Source organism: Aquipseudomonas guryensis (assembly GCF_014164785.1).
GTDB lineage: Bacteria > Pseudomonadota > Gammaproteobacteria > Pseudomonadales > Pseudomonadaceae > Aquipseudomonas > Aquipseudomonas guryensis.
On record NZ_JACJFN010000002.1, the window covers coordinates 444329 to 460814 of the forward strand.

Sequence of the window (16486 nt, forward strand, 5' to 3'; positions counted from 1 at the left end):
GTATTGGCCATGAAGTCCCTATTCGGTTGGGTGTCACTCGTCGTTGGCATGGGCATAAGCAGTGCTGCTCTGGCAGAAGACATCGATCTGTTTGTATCCAATCCGCCGACCGGGGCTGATGCTCCCAACGTGTTGATCGTGCTGGATACCACCGCCAACTGGAGCCAGGCCTACGCCAACGAAAAAGCGGCGCTGGCGTCTGTGATCAGTGGCATGCCGGTCAATACATTCCGTGTCGGCTTGTTGATGTTCACCGAGACCGGTAGCGGTAATTCGGGTAATGACGGCGCCTACGTGCGGGCAGCCATCCGCACCATGGACACGGCGAACAAAGCAACCTACCAGAATCTGGTCAACAGCTTGGACAAGCTGGATGACAAGGGCAACGGCGCCAAGTTGGCCAAGGCTATGGAAGAGAGTTACCTGTACTTTTCCGCCGGCGTACCGCATGCCGGCAACAATAAGGTCAAGGCCGACTATCTGGGCAACACCAGTGGCACTGCTGCGTCCCAGGCGATCTACGCACTTGCGGCCAATGCCCTGAATAGCAAGGCGGGTACGCAGTACAACAACCCTATCGTTACCGGCTGTGCGAAGAACTTCATCATCTACATCAGCAACGGTCCGGCAACCGACAACAACAGCGACAAGACCCAGGCCAACACGGCCCTGGCGGCTGCTGGCGGATCGACTGCGGCGATTGCCATTTCACCCAGCGGCTTGCAGGACAACCCGGCGGACGAGTGGTCGCGCTTCATGAAGAAGAGCGCGCTGGGCATTACCACCTATACCGTGGAGATCGATCGCGGTACCACCGGGCAGGGACCGAACATGACGGCGCTGCTGCAGAGCGTGTCCCGGGTCAGTAGCGGCAAGTACTTCTCGGTATCCAGCAACGCCTCCGAAATCGTCAACGCGCTGAATTCGATTCTTTCCGAGATCCAGTCGGTCAACAGCGTATTCGCTTCGGTAAGCTTGCCGGTCAGCGTTAACACTCAGGGTACCTACCTGAATCAGGTATATGTCGGCATGTTCCGCCCTGACGCGGATGGCCTGCCGCGCTGGATGGGCAACCTCAAACAATACAAGCTGGGCCTGGTGAACACGGACTTGCGCTTGCTGGATGCGGATGACAACAGTGCGATCAACGCCAGTTCGGGTTTCGTCACCGAGTGCGCACGTAGCTTCTGGACCCCCAGTGCAGCTGATAACTACTGGGGCTTTGCCCCGCGCGGTGAGTGCCTGACCGTTACCGACTCCGGTAACTCAAACTCCCCGGACGGTAATATTGTCGAGAAAGGTGCACAGGCTTATCGCTTGCGTAACGACACGGGCCGCACGGTGAAAACCTGCTCGCCAACCTTTGCCTCCTGTACGTCGCTGACCAATTTCAACAACGCCAATACCGCCATCACCCAAGGGTTGTTGGGGGCCGCGAACGCGACTGAACGCACCAATATGATCAATTGGGCAGTTGGCCAGGATCTGCAGAACGAGAATGGCGATCTAGTCTCAGGTAATCCTAATACCTCTGACACTCGTGCTTCTGTGCATGGCGACGTGGTGCACTCACGTCCTGTTGCGATCAACTACGGTACCGATGCCAGCCCCGATGTGGTGGTTTTTTATGGTGGCAATGACGGTCTGTTGCGTGCCGTGAACGGCGATCGGGATGGCAGTTTCGGTGGCTACGCGGCAGGGCGCGAGATCTGGTCGTTCATGGCGCCGGAGTTCTACGGCAGCATCAAGCGCATCTATGATAACTCGGTCAGCATCAGCTACCCTGGCACCACGGTGACCACCCCGGCGCCGCTACCCAAACCTTATGGTTTCGATGGCCCGGTAACCGCAATCAAGGAAAGCAGTAGCGCCTGGTTGTACGCGACCATGCGTCGTGGCGGCCGTGCACTGTATGCCTTCGATGTAAGCAACCCGGCAGCACCGAGCTTGAAGTGGAAGAAAGGCTGCCCGAATAATTTCCCGACTAGCGGAGCTGTCGATGATACCGGCTGCACCACGGGCTTCAGTGGTATCGGCCAGACCTGGTCTTCACCGAAAGCTCTCAAGTCTGCTGGTTATGGTGCAGGCGCCAGCAACATGCTGATCATGGGTGGTGGCTATGACACCTGCGAAGATGGCGATCCGAATACCTGCACTGCAGCGAGCAAGGGCAACAAGATCTATGTGCTGGACGCCGATACCGGTGCCCTGCTGCAGACCTTCACCACCGACCGCGGGGTGATTGCCGATGTAACCATTGTGCCGGATAGCTCCGGCAAGGCGATCTACGCCTATGCCGTAGACCTGGGCGGTAACCTCTACCGCATCACCATTGGCAACCTGGCGCCAGCATCCTGGTCGATGACCAAACTGGCCTCCCTGGGCTGCGATACCACGGCCAGCTGCACCAACAACCGCAAGTTCATGTTCGCTCCGGACGTGGTATCTGATGCTGGTGGTTATCTAGTGCTGATGGGCAGCGGTGATCGTGAAAAGCCGCTGCTCAGCTATACCGGTGCCGCCAGCGTGAGCAATCACTTCTTCATGGTGAAGGATCAGCCAGCTGATGCGACCTGGCTGACCTCGGAAAGCGGCACCTGCGGCAGTGCAGTGATCTGCCGCAACTCGCTCTTGCCAATCCTGACCGATGCCACTCCCTCTGCTGCTGATCTGGCTGCTAAAAAGGGCTGGTATCTGGGCATGACCTCTACCGAGCAAGTGGTTACCTCGGCCATTACCGTTTTTGGCTTGGTAACCTTCAGCACCCATCAGCCAGCAGTAGCGACGCCGGGGCTTTGCTCAAGCCTGGGCGAGTCAAGGGTCTATAACATCGGCTACGAGGATGCAGAGGGGCCAGACGGCATCCGTTTCGCAGACCTGGCGGGTGATGGTCTGCCGCCTTCGCCAGTTGCCGGCATGGTGACCCTGGACGATGGTACAACCGTGCCCTTCGTTATCGGCGCCAATCCGGACTCCCCGCTGGAAGGCAGTCCGCCGGTTACACCGCCGTCGTTGACTCAGCCGACGTCGCGGGTTTATTGGAACATTGAGCAATGAGTGCCCGGTTCGCTCTGAAGCGCAGCGTCGGCTTTACCTTGGTGGAGCTGATGATTGCGATGGCAATCCTGGGCATCCTGGCAACGATTGCCCTGCCGGCATTCGACAGCTTTATCCTGGGTAGTCGCTTACGAACCTACTCTAACGATTTTGCTGCCGCGGCTCGCTTGGCGCGCAGCGAGGCACTCAAACGCAACGCTCAGGTACGCTTGTGCATGTCTGCTGATGGTTTGAGTTGCACGACATCCGGTAGCTGGGAGCAGGGCTGGATCGTGATCACCAGTGATAATGTAGTTGTGCATGCCTGGCCGGCAGTCAACGCCGGGTATCTTGTGAGCTCAGCTGCAACCAGCCTGACCTTTGCCGCCAATGGCCTGGGGCCTGGGATGTCGGCAACGGTATGCCGGGCAACCCCGTCGGTAGGTACGCAGGAGCGAGTCGTGACAGTCTCCACCCTGGGCCGAACGAGTGTGAGCACAACCAACACCGGCACCTGCTCCTGAGCCCGCAGTTGGCAGATGGATCTGCCACTGTTGCCAGTGGCAGATCTAAATCCCCCTACTTGACCCGCTGCCCCGGCTTGGCGCCGCTGTCCGGGCTGAGCAGGTAGATTTCTTCGCCGCCGGGGCCGGCGGCCAGGACCATGCCTTCGCTGATGCCGAACTTCATCTTGCGCGCGGCCAGGTTGGCCACGTACAGGGTCAGGCGGCCTTCCAGCTTGCTCGGGTCCGGGTAGGCGCTCTTGATGCCGCTGAACACGTTGCGCTTCTGATCGCCGATGTCCAGGGTCAGGCGCAGCAGCTTGTCGGCGCCTTCGACGAACTCGCACTTCTCGATCAGGGCGATGCGCAGGTCGACGGCGGCGAAGGCGTCGAAGGCGATCTCGGCGGCCAGCGGGTCCTTCATCAGCTCACCGTTGCCGGCGGGAGCGGCCGGCGCGTCGGTGGCGGCGAGGTCTTCCTTGGAGGCGGCGGTCATGGCGTCGATCTTCGCCGGCTCGATGCGGGTCAGCAGCGGGTTGAACGGGTTCAACTGGTGGTTGGCCAGCGGCGTGCTCAGATCGGTCCAGCTCAGCGGGGCGACGTTGAGGAAAGCCTCGGCGTCGGCGGCCAGCTTTGGCAGCACGGGTTTGAGCAGGATCACCAACTGGCGGAACAGGTTGACGCCCAGGGCACAGATTTCCTGCACTTCGGCCTGCTTGCCTTCGACCTTGTTCAGCGCCCACGGCGCCTTGTCGGCGATCCAGGCATTGGCGCGGTCGGCCAGGGCCATGATCTCGCGCATGGCGCGGGAGAAGTCGCGGGCTTCATAGGCGTCGGCGATGCTCGGCGCGGCGGCCTGGAAGGCCGCCCACAGTTCCGGCTCGGGGTTGGCGTCTACGAGAACCCCAGCGTTGCCCTTGTGGATGAAACCGGCGCAGCGGCTGGCGATGTTGACCACCTTGCCGACCAGGTCCGAGTTGACCTTCTGTACGAAGTCCTCGAGGTTCAGGTCGAGGTCGTCGACGCCGCGGCCCAGCTTGCTGGCGTAGTAGTAGCGCAGGTATTCCGGATTCAGGTGGTCCAGGTAGGTGCGCGCCTTGATGAAGGTGCCGCGCGACTTGGACATTTTCTGGCCGTTCACCGTCAGGTAGCCGTGCACGTTGACCGCGGTCGGCTTACGGTAGCCGGCGCCTTCGAGCATGGCCGGCCAGAACAGGGCGTGGAAGTTGACGATGTCCTTGCCGATGAAGTGGTACAGCTCGGCGGTCGAGTCCTTGTTCCAGAACGCGTCGAAGTCCAGCTCCGGGCGCTTGCTGCACAGGTTCTTGAAGCTGGCCATGTAGCCGATTGGCGCGTCCAGCCAGACGTAGAAGTACTTGCCCGGCTCGTCGGGGATCTCGAAACCGAAGTAGGGCGCGTCACGGCTGATGTCCCACTCCTGCAGGCCGCCATCCAGCCATTCGGCAATCTTGTTGGCCACGGCATCCTGCAGGGTGCCGCTGCGAGTCCAGGTCTTCAGCATGACCTCGAAGTCGGGCAGCTTGAAGAAGAAGTGCTTGGAATCACGCAGCACCGGCACGGCGCCGGAGATGGCCGAGCGCGGGTTCTTCAGCTCGGTCGGCTCGTAGGTGGCACCGCATTTCTCGCAGTTGTCGCCGTACTGGTCCTCGGCCGCGCACTTGGGGCAGGTGCCCTTGATGAAGCGGTCGGCGAGGAACATGCCCTTTTCGGGGTCGAAGTATTGGGTCACCGAACGGGTAGCGATATGCCCGGCATCACGCAGCTTGAGGTAGATGCTGGTGGCCAGCTCGCGGTTTTCCTCGGCGTGGGTCGAGTGGAAGTTGTCGAAATCGACCAGGAAGTCGGCGAAGTCGGCACTGTGCTCGGCCTGCACGTTGGCGATCAGTTGTTCCGGGGTGATGCCTTCTTTTTCCGCGCGCAGCATGATCGCCGAGCCGTGGGCGTCGTCGGCGCAGACGTAGATGCACTGGTTGCCTCGCAGCTTCTGGAAGCGCACCCACATGTCGGTCTGGATGTATTCGAGCATGTGGCCGAGGTGAATCGAGCCGTTGGCGTAGGGCAGGGCGCTGGTGACGAGAATCTTGCGGGCTTCGGACATGATGATCGGCTGCACTGGTGTTACGAGGGAAGCCGGCAACTATATAGGCGCGGCGGTTTTTTTTCACCCGTGGCGGCCGTAAACGGTGGGGACGAGCTCTGCTCGCGAACACAAACAGTGCAGAAGCATCGCGAGCAGAGCTCGCTCCTACAGAAGCTGGGCCTGGGGTAAGATGCCCGCCTGTTTTGCTCAGCCTTTCGGAGTTGCCCCATGAGCGCCGTTACCCGCCAAGTGGTCGAAGCGACCCTGCGCCAGTTCACCGACCCCAACCTCAACCAGGACCCCGTGTCCGCCGGCTGTCTGCGCGAAGTCGCTATCGACGGCGGCAAGGTCCGCGTGCGCCTGGAGCTGGGCTACGCCGCCGGGTTGTTCAAGAACGGCTGGGCGCAGATGCTGCAGATGGCTCTGGAAGGGGTCGAAGGCATCGACAGCGCCAAGGTCGAGGTCGACTGCGTGATCGGGGCGCACAAGGCCCAGGCCCAGGTGCCGGCGCTGGCCAATGTAAAGAACATCATCGCCGTGGCCTCCGGCAAGGGCGGTGTGGGCAAGTCGACCACCGCGGCCAACCTGGCCCTGGCCCTGGCCCGCGAAGGCGCGCGGGTCGGCATTCTCGATGCGGATATCTACGGCCCGAGCCAGGGCATCATGTTCGGCATCGCCGAAGGTACCCGGCCGAAGGTGCGCGACGAGAAGTTCTTCGTGCCGCTGGAGGCGCATGGCGTGCAGGTCATGTCGATGGCCTTCCTCACCGACGACAGCACCCCGGTGGTGTGGCGCGGGCCGATGGTCTCCGGCGCGCTGCTGCAGCTGATCACCCAGACCGCCTGGGACAACCTGGACTATCTGGTGGTCGACATGCCGCCGGGCACCGGCGACATCCAGCTGACCCTGGCGCAGAAGGTGCCGGTGGCCGGCGCGGTGATCGTCACCACCCCGCAGGACCTGGCTCTGCTGGACGCTAAGAAAGGCGTGGAGATGTTCCGCAAGGTCAATATCCCGGTGCTCGGCGTGGTGGAGAACATGGCCGTGCACATCTGCTCCAACTGCGGGCATGCCGAGCATCTGTTCGGCGAAGGCGGCGGCGAGAAGCTGGCCAGCCAGTACGGCGTCGATCTGCTGGCCTCCTTGCCGCTGTCGATGGCCATCCGCATGCAGTCGGACGGCGGCAAGCCGACCACCATCGCCGATCCGGAAAGCCAGATCGCCATGATCTACCAGGAAATGGCCCGCTGCGTCGGCGCGCGCATTGCCCAGAGCGGCTTGGGCGCCAGCGCCATGCCCAACATCGAAATCAGCGACGATTAATGCCGCTCTTGTAGGAGCCAGCTTGCTAGCGATCTATTTGCTTGCTGGGCGTTGATCGCCAGCAAGCCGGCTCCTACAGACGAGGGGCCTTTGAACCGCGCCCTGCCTCCCGGTAAGATGCGCGCTCAGTTTTTCACCACACCTTGAGTCAGGACGCCCGCCATGAGCATCAAATCGGACAAGTGGATTCGCCGCATGGCCCAGGAACACGGGATGATCGAGCCCTTCGTCGAGCGCCAGGTGCGCACCGAAGGCGCCGAGCGCCTGATTTCCTACGGGGTATCCAGCTACGGTTACGACGTGCGCTGCGCCGACGAATTCAAGGTCTTCACCAACATCCACTCGGCCACCGTCGACCCGAAGAACTTCGATGAGAAGAGCTTTGTCGATGTCAAAGGCCCGGTGTGCATCATCCCGCCGAACTCCTTCGCCCTGGCCCGTACCGTCGAGTACTTCCGCATCCCGCGTGACGTGCTGACCATCTGCCTGGGCAAGAGCACCTACGCGCGCTGCGGCATTATCGTCAACGTCACCCCGCTGGAACCCGAGTGGGAAGGTCACGTGACCCTGGAATTCTCCAATACCACCACGCTGCCGGCGAAGATCTACGCCAACGAGGGTGTGGCGCAGATGCTGTTCCTGCAGTCCGACGAGTCCTGCGAAGTGTCCTACAAGGATCGCGGCGGCAAGTACCAGGGCCAGACTGGCGTAACCCTGCCGAGAACCTGATTAACGTCGTATTGCTGAAAAGCCGGGTTTTTGACCCGGCTTTTTTGTATCTGCTCAAACAGTACAGTCAAAGGAGATGGCGATGAACATACTGAAACTGGTGGCGATCCTGCTGCTATTGGGCGGTTCCGGATTGGTGCGGGCCGAGTTGCAGGTGCAGGCGGGCAAGGGCGTGTTCGGTTTGCCACCCAGCGCGCCGCCGGCCGCATTTATCGAGCGACTGGGGTCACCGACGGCCGAACTGCCGTTGCGTCAGGGGCGGCGCGGTTTGCTTTATGGCAACTCGTTGCTGTTGGAGTTCGAGGGCGAGACGCTGCGTGAGGTGCGCTGCTGGAAGCTGGAACAGTTTACCGATGACCTGTTCCTCGGCTGGTTGCAGCAAGTCGAGCCGAGGGCCGACATGCAGGGTTTCGTGGTCGATGACCGGCTGCGCCTGGGCATGCCGCGTGCGCAGGTGAGCGCCTTGCTCGTCGGGCTGGAGGGGGATGGCGACGAGCGCTCCGATGTGCGGATCAAGAACGGCCAGCAGCTCTGGCTGGGCTATGGCGCCGCGCCGGATTACCACCTGGGTGACGATCCCGAGCAGCAGGTGCTGGTGTCGATAACTGTGCAGTTCAACGCACATTGACCGAGCCGCTACCGTCCTAGCTGTTGCAGGTAGCGCTTCATCACGTCGCCGAGGGCGGTGGTGATGACCGCGGTGGAAACGCCGAACATGAGGATGCCGTTGGCCGCCTCCAGGGCGCTCAGCAGCTGCCATCTGGGTGACAGCACCACGTCGCCGTAACCGAGGGTGGCGAACGTTACGCCGGAGAAGTAAAGCGCCCGGGCGAAGCTGTCGAACTCGCCGAGAACGACGAACAGTAGGGCCCAGAGACCCATCTGCATCAGGTTGCCCAGCAGCATCAGCATCATCACCAGGCTCAGAACCAGGATGGTAGTGCCTCGGCTGTGGCGCTCCTGATGCTGTCGGTAATCCATGTAGAGGGGCAGGCTGAGGCCCACCATCACGGCTTGTAGCACCAGGCACAGAACGGTCATGGGGATGCCGAGCAACAGGTTCATGAGCATGTTTTGTCCGCTCCAGGTATTGGGCTGCGCTGGTCGATCAACAACACTGCCAGGTAGGCGTACAGGGTGACCAGGATGAACAGGCACATACGGACGGCGAAGGCCGTGTAGACATCCTTGCCGCTGGCGCTGTCCTGCACAGACTGGCCGAGCAGGATCAGCAGGGTTATTGCCGTGTTGAGCCAGAAGCTGGCGCTGTAGCGGGTTCTGGTCAACTGGTAGAGGCGCCGCGCGAGCAGCAGGACAAACAAAAGAACCAGCAGGAAGAACAGCCACAGGTGCGGCAGGATGCTCAGCAGCGACCACAGGGCAATGGCCAGCAGGCCGCCGAGCAGGGTGGAACCGAGCAGCTCGCGGCCGGCCATGCGGGCGTTGGTCACGCAGGTCTGCTGGCCAAGGCTGACGGCCTTCATGATCAGGGCCAGGTAGCTGGCCGGGTCGACCATTGCCAGCAGCCAAGTGGGCACCACCACCAGGGTGGCGCGCAGGGCGATCCAGCTGCTGAGTGGGTCGCTCGCCGGTGTGGGCGCGGGAGTTGGCGGCAGGCCAATCGGTTCGGGGAACAGTGCGTGAACCAGGCTGACGCACAAGCCGGTCAGCAGCGCCGCCTTGACCAGGGCGATCAGCACTTCCTGGCCCAGTGCCATGGAGGCGGTGCCGGCGGCGGTGATCAGGGTCAGGCCAACCACCATCAGGTTAGCGACCAGGCCGCTGCCGCCGCGCAGGGCGAAGCGGAAACACAGGAACAGGCCGAGCGCCACCAGCAGCACGCCACTGGGTGGTGAGTGGCGCAGCAGGGGCAACAGCAGCAGGCCGCAGCTGCAGGTCAGGCCCACCACCAGGGCCAGGATCAGACTGCCCTTGAGGCCCAGCGGCTGGTTGCTCATGGCCAGCAGGAACAGCACCAGCACCGGGGTGAGAAAAGGCAGCGGCAGTGCCAGGCCGAAGCCCAGCGCGGTACCCAGGGCCACACCGACAGCCAGGCGCAGGGCACGTTGCGGGCGGGGATCGGTCACGGACGGGTTCATCAGTAGGCGAACGACAGCCAGCTCATCACGCGCAGGAAGGCGTGACCGAGCAGGTTCAGCGGGTTGCCCTCGCTGGGGAAGGCCATCACCTCGGCCTGGCCGCCAACGCGCAGGCCGCGGTAGTCGCCCAGCTCGCCGGCCTCGAACTCGACGATCACCGGGAAGCGCTGCGCCGCGCGCAGCCAGTCGCGATTGTTCTCCACCGTCGGCAGGCTGCCCGGGGCGCTGCTCTGGCCGACGCTGACGCCGTAGCCGATGCTGCGGATCTTGCCGCGATAGACGTGCCCGGGGCGGGCGTCGAGGACGATGGCCACCGGCGTGCCGGGCTGCAGATGGCCGAGGTTGTTCTCGCTCATTTCGGCGCTGATCCACAGATCGTTGAGGCCGATCAAGGTCATCTGCGGGCTGCCGGCCGCGGCGTACTGGCCCACTTCGCTGCGCAGGTCGGTGATCAGACCTGCGGAAGCGGCGCGCACCTGGGTCTTGCTCAGGTCCAGCTCAGCCTGCTCTACCGCCGCGGTGGCGCTGCGCAGACGGGCGTTTTCATCGCCGCTGCCACCCTCGGTTTCGCGGGCACGCTGCACTTCGGCGCGGGCCGCGGCCACCTGGCTGGTGGCCTGGGCCAGATTGGCCCGCGAGATTTCCAGGCGGCGCAGAGAGATGGTTCCGGGGTCTTCGCGGTACAGCCGCTCCAGGCGCTCGCGGTCCTGCCGCGCTTCCAGCTCGCCGGCTTCGGCGGCGCGCTGCGAGGCCAGGGCCGAGTCGATGGCGGCGGTGCTGGCGCCGACCTGGCCGCGCATGTTCTGCAGCTCGGCGCGGGCCTTGGCCAGGGCGATCGCGTAAGGCTCGGGGTTGATCTCGAACAGTACCTGGCCGGCCTCGACCATCTGGTTGTTGCCGACCCGCACGTGCTTGATGCGCCCGGCCACTTCCGGCGCCACCGCCACCACATAGGCCTGCACCCGCGCCTGCTGGGTGTAGGGGGTAAAGCGGTCGGCCAGCAGGTACCAGAGCAGGGTCAGGCCGATCAGCGCCAGGACGATCTGCACGCCACGGCGGCTGGGGTCCTGCTCCTTGGCGACGGATGGAGCGGCGGTCTTGGTCTTGTCGGTCATGGCGTTTCTGCCTGGGCGGACGGAGTGGGCGGCTCGTCGAGCAGGTCGCCCCAGTCGGTACGTTGCTGCATCTGCTCGCGGGTGGCGGTATCGACCAGCGGTTGGTTGCTATACCAACCACCGCCGAGGGCGCGGTACAAGTCGATCAGGCTGCTCAGCGCGGCGCTGCGTGCCACCAGGTAGCCGTCCTGCTGGACGAACAGGGCGCGCTGGGCGTCCAGCACCCGTTGGAAATCGGAATAGCCCTCGCGGTACTGGGCGTTGGCCAGGGTCAGCGAGCGCTTGGCCGAGAAGGACGCCTCGCGCAGGATTCGTTCGCGCTGCAGAGCCTTGCTCAGGCCGGTGGCGGCGTCGTCAGCCTCGCGCGCGGCCTGGCGCACGCGGTCGCGATAGGCTTCGATCAGCTGCTGCAGGCGGGCATCCTGTACGCGCACGTTGTTGCGCAGGCGGCCATGGTCGAACAGGTTCCAGGTCAGGCTGGGGCCGGCGCCGAGGCTGACTGTCTCGGGGCTGCCATTCAGACTGCTGGCCGACCAGCCGATAGTGCCGAGCAGGCTGAGCGAGGGGTATAGGTCGGTCTCGGCCACGCCGATCAGCGCGGACTGGGCGGCCACCTGCCATTCGGCCGCACGCACATCGGGGCGGCGCAGCAACAGGTTGGCCGGTACGTCGTCGAGCAGGGCCTGATCGACCAGCGGGACCAGGCCGGTTTCGGCGCTCAGCTCCGGCAGGCTGCCGGGTGGCTGGCCGATCAGCACCGTCAAAGCGTTGCGCGTCTGCGCGACCTGGGTCTCCAGTTCGGGCACGCTGCTCAGGGTGCCGAGGTACTGGGTCTTGGCCTGCTGCAGGTCGAGTTCGTCGCTGTTGCCGCTGTTGAATAGGCGTTCGGTGATATCCAGGCTGCGCTTCTGTAACTGGGCGTTGTTGCGGGCGATTCCCAGGCGCGCCTCGGCGGTGCGCAGGGCGAAGTAGGTTTGCGCGACCTGGGCACGCAGCAGCACCAGGGCATCCTCGTAGTTGGCCTGGGCGGCGAAGTAGCTGGCGTCGGCCGACTCGATGGCGCGGCTATAACGGCCCCAGAAATCCAGCTCCCAGCCGATGTCGAAACCGGCGCCGTATTGCCAGGCGCTGCTGTCCAGTTCGGGGGTACCGTCGTACTGGCTGCGATCCAGGTAGAAAGCATCGGCGCTGGCCTGCTGCAGCTGCGGGTAGCGTCCGCTGCGGGCGATGCCGAGTTGGGCGCGGGCCTCAAGGATGCGCAGGGCGGCGATGCGCAGGTTGGGGTTGTGCACGTCCGCCTTGGCGATCAGCCGGTCGAGCAGCGGGTCGTCAAACTGCGCCCACCACTGGCGCTGGTTCGGCTGCGGGCGCTGCTGGCTGGCCGCGTCGAGGGCCTGGCTGTCCCAGTGGTCGATCCAGTCCTGGCGCGGCGACTGGAAGTCCGGGCCCATGCGCACGCACCCACCCAGGGTGGCTGCGGCCAGCAGGGGCCAGGCGCGCAGACGTTTATTCGCCATCCTGCGGCCCGGCCGCTTCGAGGGCCGGGGTCTCGACCCATTGCCAGAACAGCTTGTAGCCCACGGCCAGCAAGACCGGGCCAATGAACAGGCCAATGATGCCGCCGCTGACCATGCCGCCGAGGGCGCCGATCAGCACCACCGGCATCGGCACATCCACCCCGCGCCCCAGCAGCAGGGGCTTGAGCACGTTGTCGGCGAGGCCGGCGATGAGCACGTAGATGGCGAAGACGATGGTGCCGAGGGTGGCCCCTTCGGCAAAGAATACATAGACGATCACCGGCAGGATGATCAGGGTGGCTGGCAGCTGCATGATGCCCAGGATCAGCACGCCCAAGGCCAGCAGACCTGCGCCCGGCACGCCCTTGACGATGAAGCCGGCGCCGACCAGCAGCATCTGGATGAAGGCGATGCCGATCACCCCCTGGGCCACGGCGCGGATGGTGGCGGTGCACAAATCGACCAGCATGTCGCTGCGGCTTGGCTCGACGATGCGGGCGGAAATGCGCCGGGCGCTTTGGTGACCGCTCTCGCCATAGGCCATGATGATGCCGGCGATGATCAGCGAGCCGATGAACGCCAGCAGGCCGAGGCCGGCTCCGGCCAGCTTGCCCAGCAACCCCAGGGCAGTGTCTTTGACGTGGGGAGCGATCTGCTGCAGCACGCTGCTGATGTCGGAGGCCGCCTGGGCCCAGAAGGCATGCAGGGGCTTGCCGATCAGCGGCCACTGGGCCACGGAGTCGGGTGGCGCCGGCAGGTGCAGGTTGCCTTCCTTGACGACAGTGATGGCGCTCTGCACGGACTCGGTCAGCGAGGCGCCGAGCAGATAGGCGGGTACCAGCAGGATGGCGATGGCGATAATCACCAGCAGGGTCGCGGAGCGGCCTTCGCCGCCGCCGAGCCGGCGTTTGAGCATGCCGTGCAGCGGGTAGAGGGTGACGGCTAGGATCAGGGCCCAGAACATCAGGCTGAGGAAGGGGCTGAAGACTTCGTAGCAGGCGACCACCAGGGCGGCGATCAGGCCCGCACGGATCAGGGTGTCGAGCAGGGATCGGGTAAATATCCGTTCTGGCGTGGTGTTCGGCGACATATGGCTCTCCTTTCCTGAAGTGGCTTATACCTGCCCGACTTGAGTGACTAGGTCGTTACTTCAAAAAGCGTAGCCTGCCGCAGGCATATGAGCCTGCGGCATTGCTGCTCAGAACCTGATGCGTACAGTGCCCCCTACGGCAAAGCCCGTTTTGTCGGATGTGCGGCTATCAGGGTACCAACGGCAGCTCGCGCTTGTGCCGAGTGTTGTCGTAGGTGCGCACGATGGTGGCGTAGGCGTGCTCGCTGACCGGTTGGCCATGCAGGAAGGCGTCGATCTCGGCATAGCTGACGCCATGCGCTTCCTCGTCCGGTTTGCCGGGGCGCAGCTCTTCCAGATCGGCGGTCGGCACCTTGAATACCAGATTTTCCGGGGCGCCGAGGTGTTTGGCGATGGCCCGTACCTGACCCTTGACCAGGCCGGACAGCGGGGCGAGGTCGCAGGCGCCGTCGCCGAACTTGGTGAAGAAGCCCATCACCGCCTCGGCGGCGTGGTCGGTGCCGATCACCAGGCCATTGTTGGCGTTGGCGATGGCGAACTGGGCGACCATGCGAATGCGCGCCTTGATATTGCCGGTGACGAAGTCGCGGCGGGCATCGCTGAGCTGCTGCAGGTGGCTGACCTGCTCGCCGAGGCCACGCACGCTGTCTTCGATGTTGACGGTGTCTTCCTCGTCGGCGCGGATGAATTTCAGCGAGTCCTGGGCATCCTGCTCGTCGTGCTGGGTGCCATGGGGCAGGCGTACGGCGATAAAGCGGTACCCCGAGTCGCCCGTTTCCGCACGTAGCTCCTCGACCGTTAGCTGTGCGAGGCGGCCGGCGGTCAGCGAGTCGACGCCACCGCTGATGCCCAGCACCAGCACTTTCAGGCCGGAGTTGCGCAGGCACTGCTTGATGAAGGCCTTGCGCTTGTCGATCTGCGCCACCAGCGCGGCGGTATCGGTGAAAGGCGGCACCACATCGAGGGCGGCGGCGATTTCGGCTTGGCGATTGCTCATTTCAAAGTCCTCACTGGGCGTCGCGGACGCGAAAAACATGTTTCAGGTAGCTGACGAAGTTGTCGTCGCGGCATTGGGTCTTGCCTGGCGCATCGGAGATCTTGGCGACCGGTTGGCCATTGCAGGCGGTCATCTTGATCACGATGTTCATCGGTTCGACCCCGGGGATGTCGCAGGTCAGGTTGGTGCCGATGCCGAAGCTTACGTTGATCCGCCCGCAAAGTGCACGGTAGAGCCGCAGCGACTTCTCCAGGGTGAGTCCGTCGGAGAACACCAGGGTCTTGCTCATCGGGTCGATGCCGAGCTTTTCGTAGTGGGCGATGGCTTTTTCCGCCCACTGCAGCGGGTCGCCGGAGTCGTGGCGCAGGCCGTCGAACAGCTTGGCGAAGTACAGGTCGAAGTCGGCCAGGAAGGCATCCATGGTGATGCAGTCGGTCAGGGCGATGCCAAGCAGGCCGCGGTACTCGCGCACCCAGCAGTCCAGCGCCGCGCTCTGGCTGTCGATCAGCCGTGGGCCGAGCTGTTGGTGGGCCATCAGCCATTCGTGGGCCATGGTGCCGATCGGCTTGAGGTCGAACTCGCGGGCCAGGTGCACGTTGCTGGTGCCGACGAAGCGTCCGGGGAAGTCGCGCTTGAGGATGTGCACCATCTGCTCCTGCACCCGGTAGGAGAAGCGCCGGCGGGTGCCGAAGTCCGCGATCTGGAAACCTTCCAGTTCGGTGGCCGAGGCCTCTCCCTTGAGCCAGTCGAGCTTCTGGTACAGGCGCTCGCTGGCCTGTTCCAGCACCACCTCGCGGTAGCGATAGCGGTTACGCACTTCGCTGACGATGGCCAGCAGCGGGATCTCGTAGAGGATCACGTGCAGCCAGGGTCCGCGCAGGCGTATGCACAGCTGGCCGTCTTCGACGCTGGTGTGCACGTAGCGCAGGTTGAAGCGGAACAGGCTGAGAAAGCGAATGAAGTCCGGCTTGATGAACGGAATGCGTTCGAGGAAGGCCAGCTGGTCGGCACTCATGCTCAGCTCGGCCAGGCGCTCGATCTGGTAGCGGATTTCCGCCAGGTAGGGCGTCAGGTCCTCGGCATTGCGGCAGCGGAACTCCCACTCCACCTCGGCGTTGGGGTAGTTGTGCAGCACCGCCTGCATCATGGTCAGCTTGTAGAAATCGGTATCCAGCAGGTTCTGCACGATACGCTCGGCAAATACGCTTTCACCCATGATCAGATCTCCTTGTCCGTGTTGAGGGCCGCGTCCAGCTCATCCAGGCTGGCGTACAGCTCGATGCCCGCGGTACGCATCTCGGCGCAGGCAGTTTGCGCGGTGCTCTCGGCGATGGCACGGCAGGCCGGCAGGTACACGCCGACCTCGAAACCGGCACGGCGTAATTGCAGAGCGGTGGTCTTCACGCAGTAGTCGAGGGCCAGGCCGCCGACCAGTACGCGCTGCACGCCATTGTGCCGGAGAAACTCGATGGCGCCCGTGCTGCGCTTTTCGGCCAGGTCGTGGTAGCAGGCGCCGTAGGGGTGCAGGTCTGGCTCTACGCCTTTCCACACGAAGTAGTCGTAGTCCAGCGGTTGCGGCAGTTCATCCAGCAGCTCGAACCCAGGCGTGCCCGGCACGCAGTGGCTGACCCAGCTGAGATCGGCGTTGGCCAGCGGCAGCGGCTTGAGCATTTCTGCATGGCTCGGCGCGATCCAGGCGGCTTGCGGGCTATGCGCGTCCTTGCTGCCCAGGCGCAGGTGGGCGCGGCTGGCCAGCTCATTCAGGGCAGGAGCGATCTGTTCGCCACCAGCCACCGGCAGCTCATCTGGGCACAGTGGGGTGAAGCCCTTTTGCGCATCGACGTCGAAGCTGGCGATTTTCATCCTGACACTCCTTTTCGCTGGGTTGCGTGGCTACATATTCCATCTGATGTAATATGTGGTCAAGCGCTTTTCTGCGAAAAAAGTGAAATTCACCTAGTTATTGGTCAAGATGA

14 protein-coding genes are annotated in these 16486 nt (G+C 63.6%); 5 read left to right on the forward strand and 9 right to left on the reverse strand.

What is annotated here, in order from left to right; translation table 11 throughout:
• Positions 1-9: 9 nt before the first annotated feature.
• Entirely contained in the window at positions 10-3057 is a 3048-nt protein-coding gene (locus H3H45_RS09795; RefSeq protein WP_182833542.1) for a pilus assembly protein, read from the forward strand.
• The gene (locus tag H3H45_RS09800; RefSeq protein WP_328822300.1) at positions 3054-3560 is read left to right on the forward strand and encodes a GspH/FimT family pseudopilin; all 507 of its coding nucleotides are present in this window, start codon (positions 3054-3056) and stop codon (positions 3558-3560) included. The genes H3H45_RS09795 and H3H45_RS09800 overlap by 4 nt, the downstream gene beginning before the upstream one ends.
• 55 nt (positions 3561-3615) lie before the next feature.
• Here the strand turns inward: H3H45_RS09800 and metG are convergent, their stop codons facing one another.
• Positions 3616-5658: a methionine--tRNA ligase gene (gene metG / locus H3H45_RS09805; RefSeq protein ID WP_182833543.1), complete on the reverse strand. Its 2043-nt coding sequence runs from the start codon at positions 5656-5658 to the stop codon at positions 3616-3618.
• A 210-nt stretch (positions 5659-5868) separates the two neighbouring features.
• Between metG and apbC the strand changes: the two genes are divergently transcribed.
• From apbC to H3H45_RS09820, 3 genes are all read left to right on the forward strand, one after another.
• Positions 5869-6963 carry an iron-sulfur cluster carrier protein ApbC gene (apbC, locus tag H3H45_RS09810; RefSeq protein WP_182833544.1) on the forward strand — a complete coding sequence of 365 codons (1095 nt, stop codon included), beginning with the start codon at positions 5869-5871 and terminating at the stop codon, positions 6961-6963.
• A 162-nt stretch (positions 6964-7125) separates the two neighbouring features.
• A complete protein-coding gene (dcd, locus tag H3H45_RS09815; RefSeq protein WP_182833545.1) occupies positions 7126-7692 on the forward strand; it encodes a dCTP deaminase in 567 nt (188 codons plus the stop codon).
• Between the two features lie 82 nt (positions 7693-7774).
• Positions 7775-8320 (forward strand): hypothetical protein, encoded by a 546-nt coding sequence (locus tag H3H45_RS09820; RefSeq protein ID WP_235983567.1) that lies wholly within the window; start codon positions 7775-7777, stop codon positions 8318-8320.
• A gap of 8 nt (positions 8321-8328) precedes the next feature.
• Here H3H45_RS09820 and H3H45_RS09825 read toward each other — a convergent pair whose 3' ends face one another.
• The 8 genes from H3H45_RS09825 to H3H45_RS09860 form a co-directional block, all read right to left on the reverse strand.
• Complete coding sequence (locus H3H45_RS09825; RefSeq protein ID WP_182833546.1) at positions 8329-8763, reverse strand: potassium channel family protein; 435 nt, start codon at positions 8761-8763, stop codon at positions 8329-8331.
• Positions 8754-9791 carry a DUF2955 domain-containing protein gene (locus H3H45_RS09830; protein ID WP_182833547.1) on the reverse strand — a complete coding sequence of 346 codons (1038 nt, stop codon included), beginning with the start codon at positions 9789-9791 and terminating at the stop codon, positions 8754-8756. The genes H3H45_RS09825 and H3H45_RS09830 overlap by 10 nt, the downstream gene beginning before the upstream one ends.
• Positions 9791-10906: an HlyD family secretion protein gene (locus tag H3H45_RS09835; RefSeq protein WP_182833548.1), complete on the reverse strand. Its 1116-nt coding sequence runs from the start codon at positions 10904-10906 to the stop codon at positions 9791-9793. Before H3H45_RS09835 ends, H3H45_RS09830 begins: the two co-directional genes overlap by 1 nt.
• Entirely contained in the window at positions 10903-12423 is a 1521-nt protein-coding gene (locus H3H45_RS09840; RefSeq protein ID WP_182833549.1) for an efflux transporter outer membrane subunit, read from the reverse strand. Before H3H45_RS09840 ends, H3H45_RS09835 begins: the two co-directional genes overlap by 4 nt.
• Positions 12413-13513, reverse strand: a complete 1101-nt coding sequence (locus tag H3H45_RS09845; RefSeq protein ID WP_182833550.1) for an AI-2E family transporter — start codon at positions 13511-13513, stop codon at positions 12413-12415. The genes H3H45_RS09840 and H3H45_RS09845 overlap by 11 nt, the downstream gene beginning before the upstream one ends.
• Before the next feature lie 169 nt (positions 13514-13682).
• Positions 13683-14510: an ammonia-dependent NAD(+) synthetase gene (gene nadE / locus H3H45_RS09850; protein ID WP_182833551.1), complete on the reverse strand. Its 828-nt coding sequence runs from the start codon at positions 14508-14510 to the stop codon at positions 13683-13685.
• A gap of 10 nt (positions 14511-14520) precedes the next feature.
• Positions 14521-15726 (reverse strand): nicotinate phosphoribosyltransferase, encoded by a 1206-nt coding sequence (pncB, locus tag H3H45_RS09855; RefSeq protein WP_182833552.1) that lies wholly within the window; start codon positions 15724-15726, stop codon positions 14521-14523.
• A 2-nt stretch (positions 15727-15728) separates the two neighbouring features.
• Positions 15729-16373 carry a nicotinamidase gene (locus H3H45_RS09860; RefSeq protein ID WP_182833553.1) on the reverse strand — a complete coding sequence of 215 codons (645 nt, stop codon included), beginning with the start codon at positions 16371-16373 and terminating at the stop codon, positions 15729-15731.
• Positions 16374-16486: the final 113 nt, after the last annotated feature.

Coding starts and splice junctions, on each gene's coding strand:
- H3H45_RS09860 (WP_182833553.1), bottom strand. CDS start 16,373: ATGAAAATCGCCAGCTTCGACGTCGATGCGCAAAAGGGCTTCACCCCA.
- H3H45_RS09830 (WP_182833547.1), bottom strand. CDS start 9,791: ATGAACCCGTCCGTGACCGATCCCCGCCCGCAACGTGCCCTGCGCCTG.
- H3H45_RS09795 (WP_182833542.1), top strand. CDS start 10: ATGAAGTCCCTATTCGGTTGGGTGTCACTCGTCGTTGGCATGGGCATA.
- nadE (WP_182833551.1), bottom strand. CDS start 14,510: ATGAGCAATCGCCAAGCCGAAATCGCCGCCGCCCTCGATGTGGTGCCG.
- H3H45_RS09835 (WP_182833548.1), bottom strand. CDS start 10,906: ATGACCGACAAGACCAAGACCGCCGCTCCATCCGTCGCCAAGGAGCAG.
- pncB (WP_182833552.1), bottom strand. CDS start 15,726: ATGGGTGAAAGCGTATTTGCCGAGCGTATCGTGCAGAACCTGCTGGAT.
- apbC (WP_182833544.1), top strand. CDS start 5,869: ATGAGCGCCGTTACCCGCCAAGTGGTCGAAGCGACCCTGCGCCAGTTC.
- H3H45_RS09800 (WP_328822300.1), top strand. CDS start 3,054: ATGAGTGCCCGGTTCGCTCTGAAGCGCAGCGTCGGCTTTACCTTGGTG.
- H3H45_RS09840 (WP_182833549.1), bottom strand. CDS start 12,423: ATGGCGAATAAACGTCTGCGCGCCTGGCCCCTGCTGGCCGCAGCCACC.
- metG (WP_182833543.1), bottom strand. CDS start 5,658: ATGTCCGAAGCCCGCAAGATTCTCGTCACCAGCGCCCTGCCCTACGCC.
- H3H45_RS09845 (WP_182833550.1), bottom strand. CDS start 13,513: ATGTCGCCGAACACCACGCCAGAACGGATATTTACCCGATCCCTGCTC.
- H3H45_RS09820 (WP_235983567.1), top strand. CDS start 7,775: ATGAACATACTGAAACTGGTGGCGATCCTGCTGCTATTGGGCGGTTCC.
- dcd (WP_182833545.1), top strand. CDS start 7,126: ATGAGCATCAAATCGGACAAGTGGATTCGCCGCATGGCCCAGGAACAC.
- H3H45_RS09825 (WP_182833546.1), bottom strand. CDS start 8,763: ATGCTCATGAACCTGTTGCTCGGCATCCCCATGACCGTTCTGTGCCTG.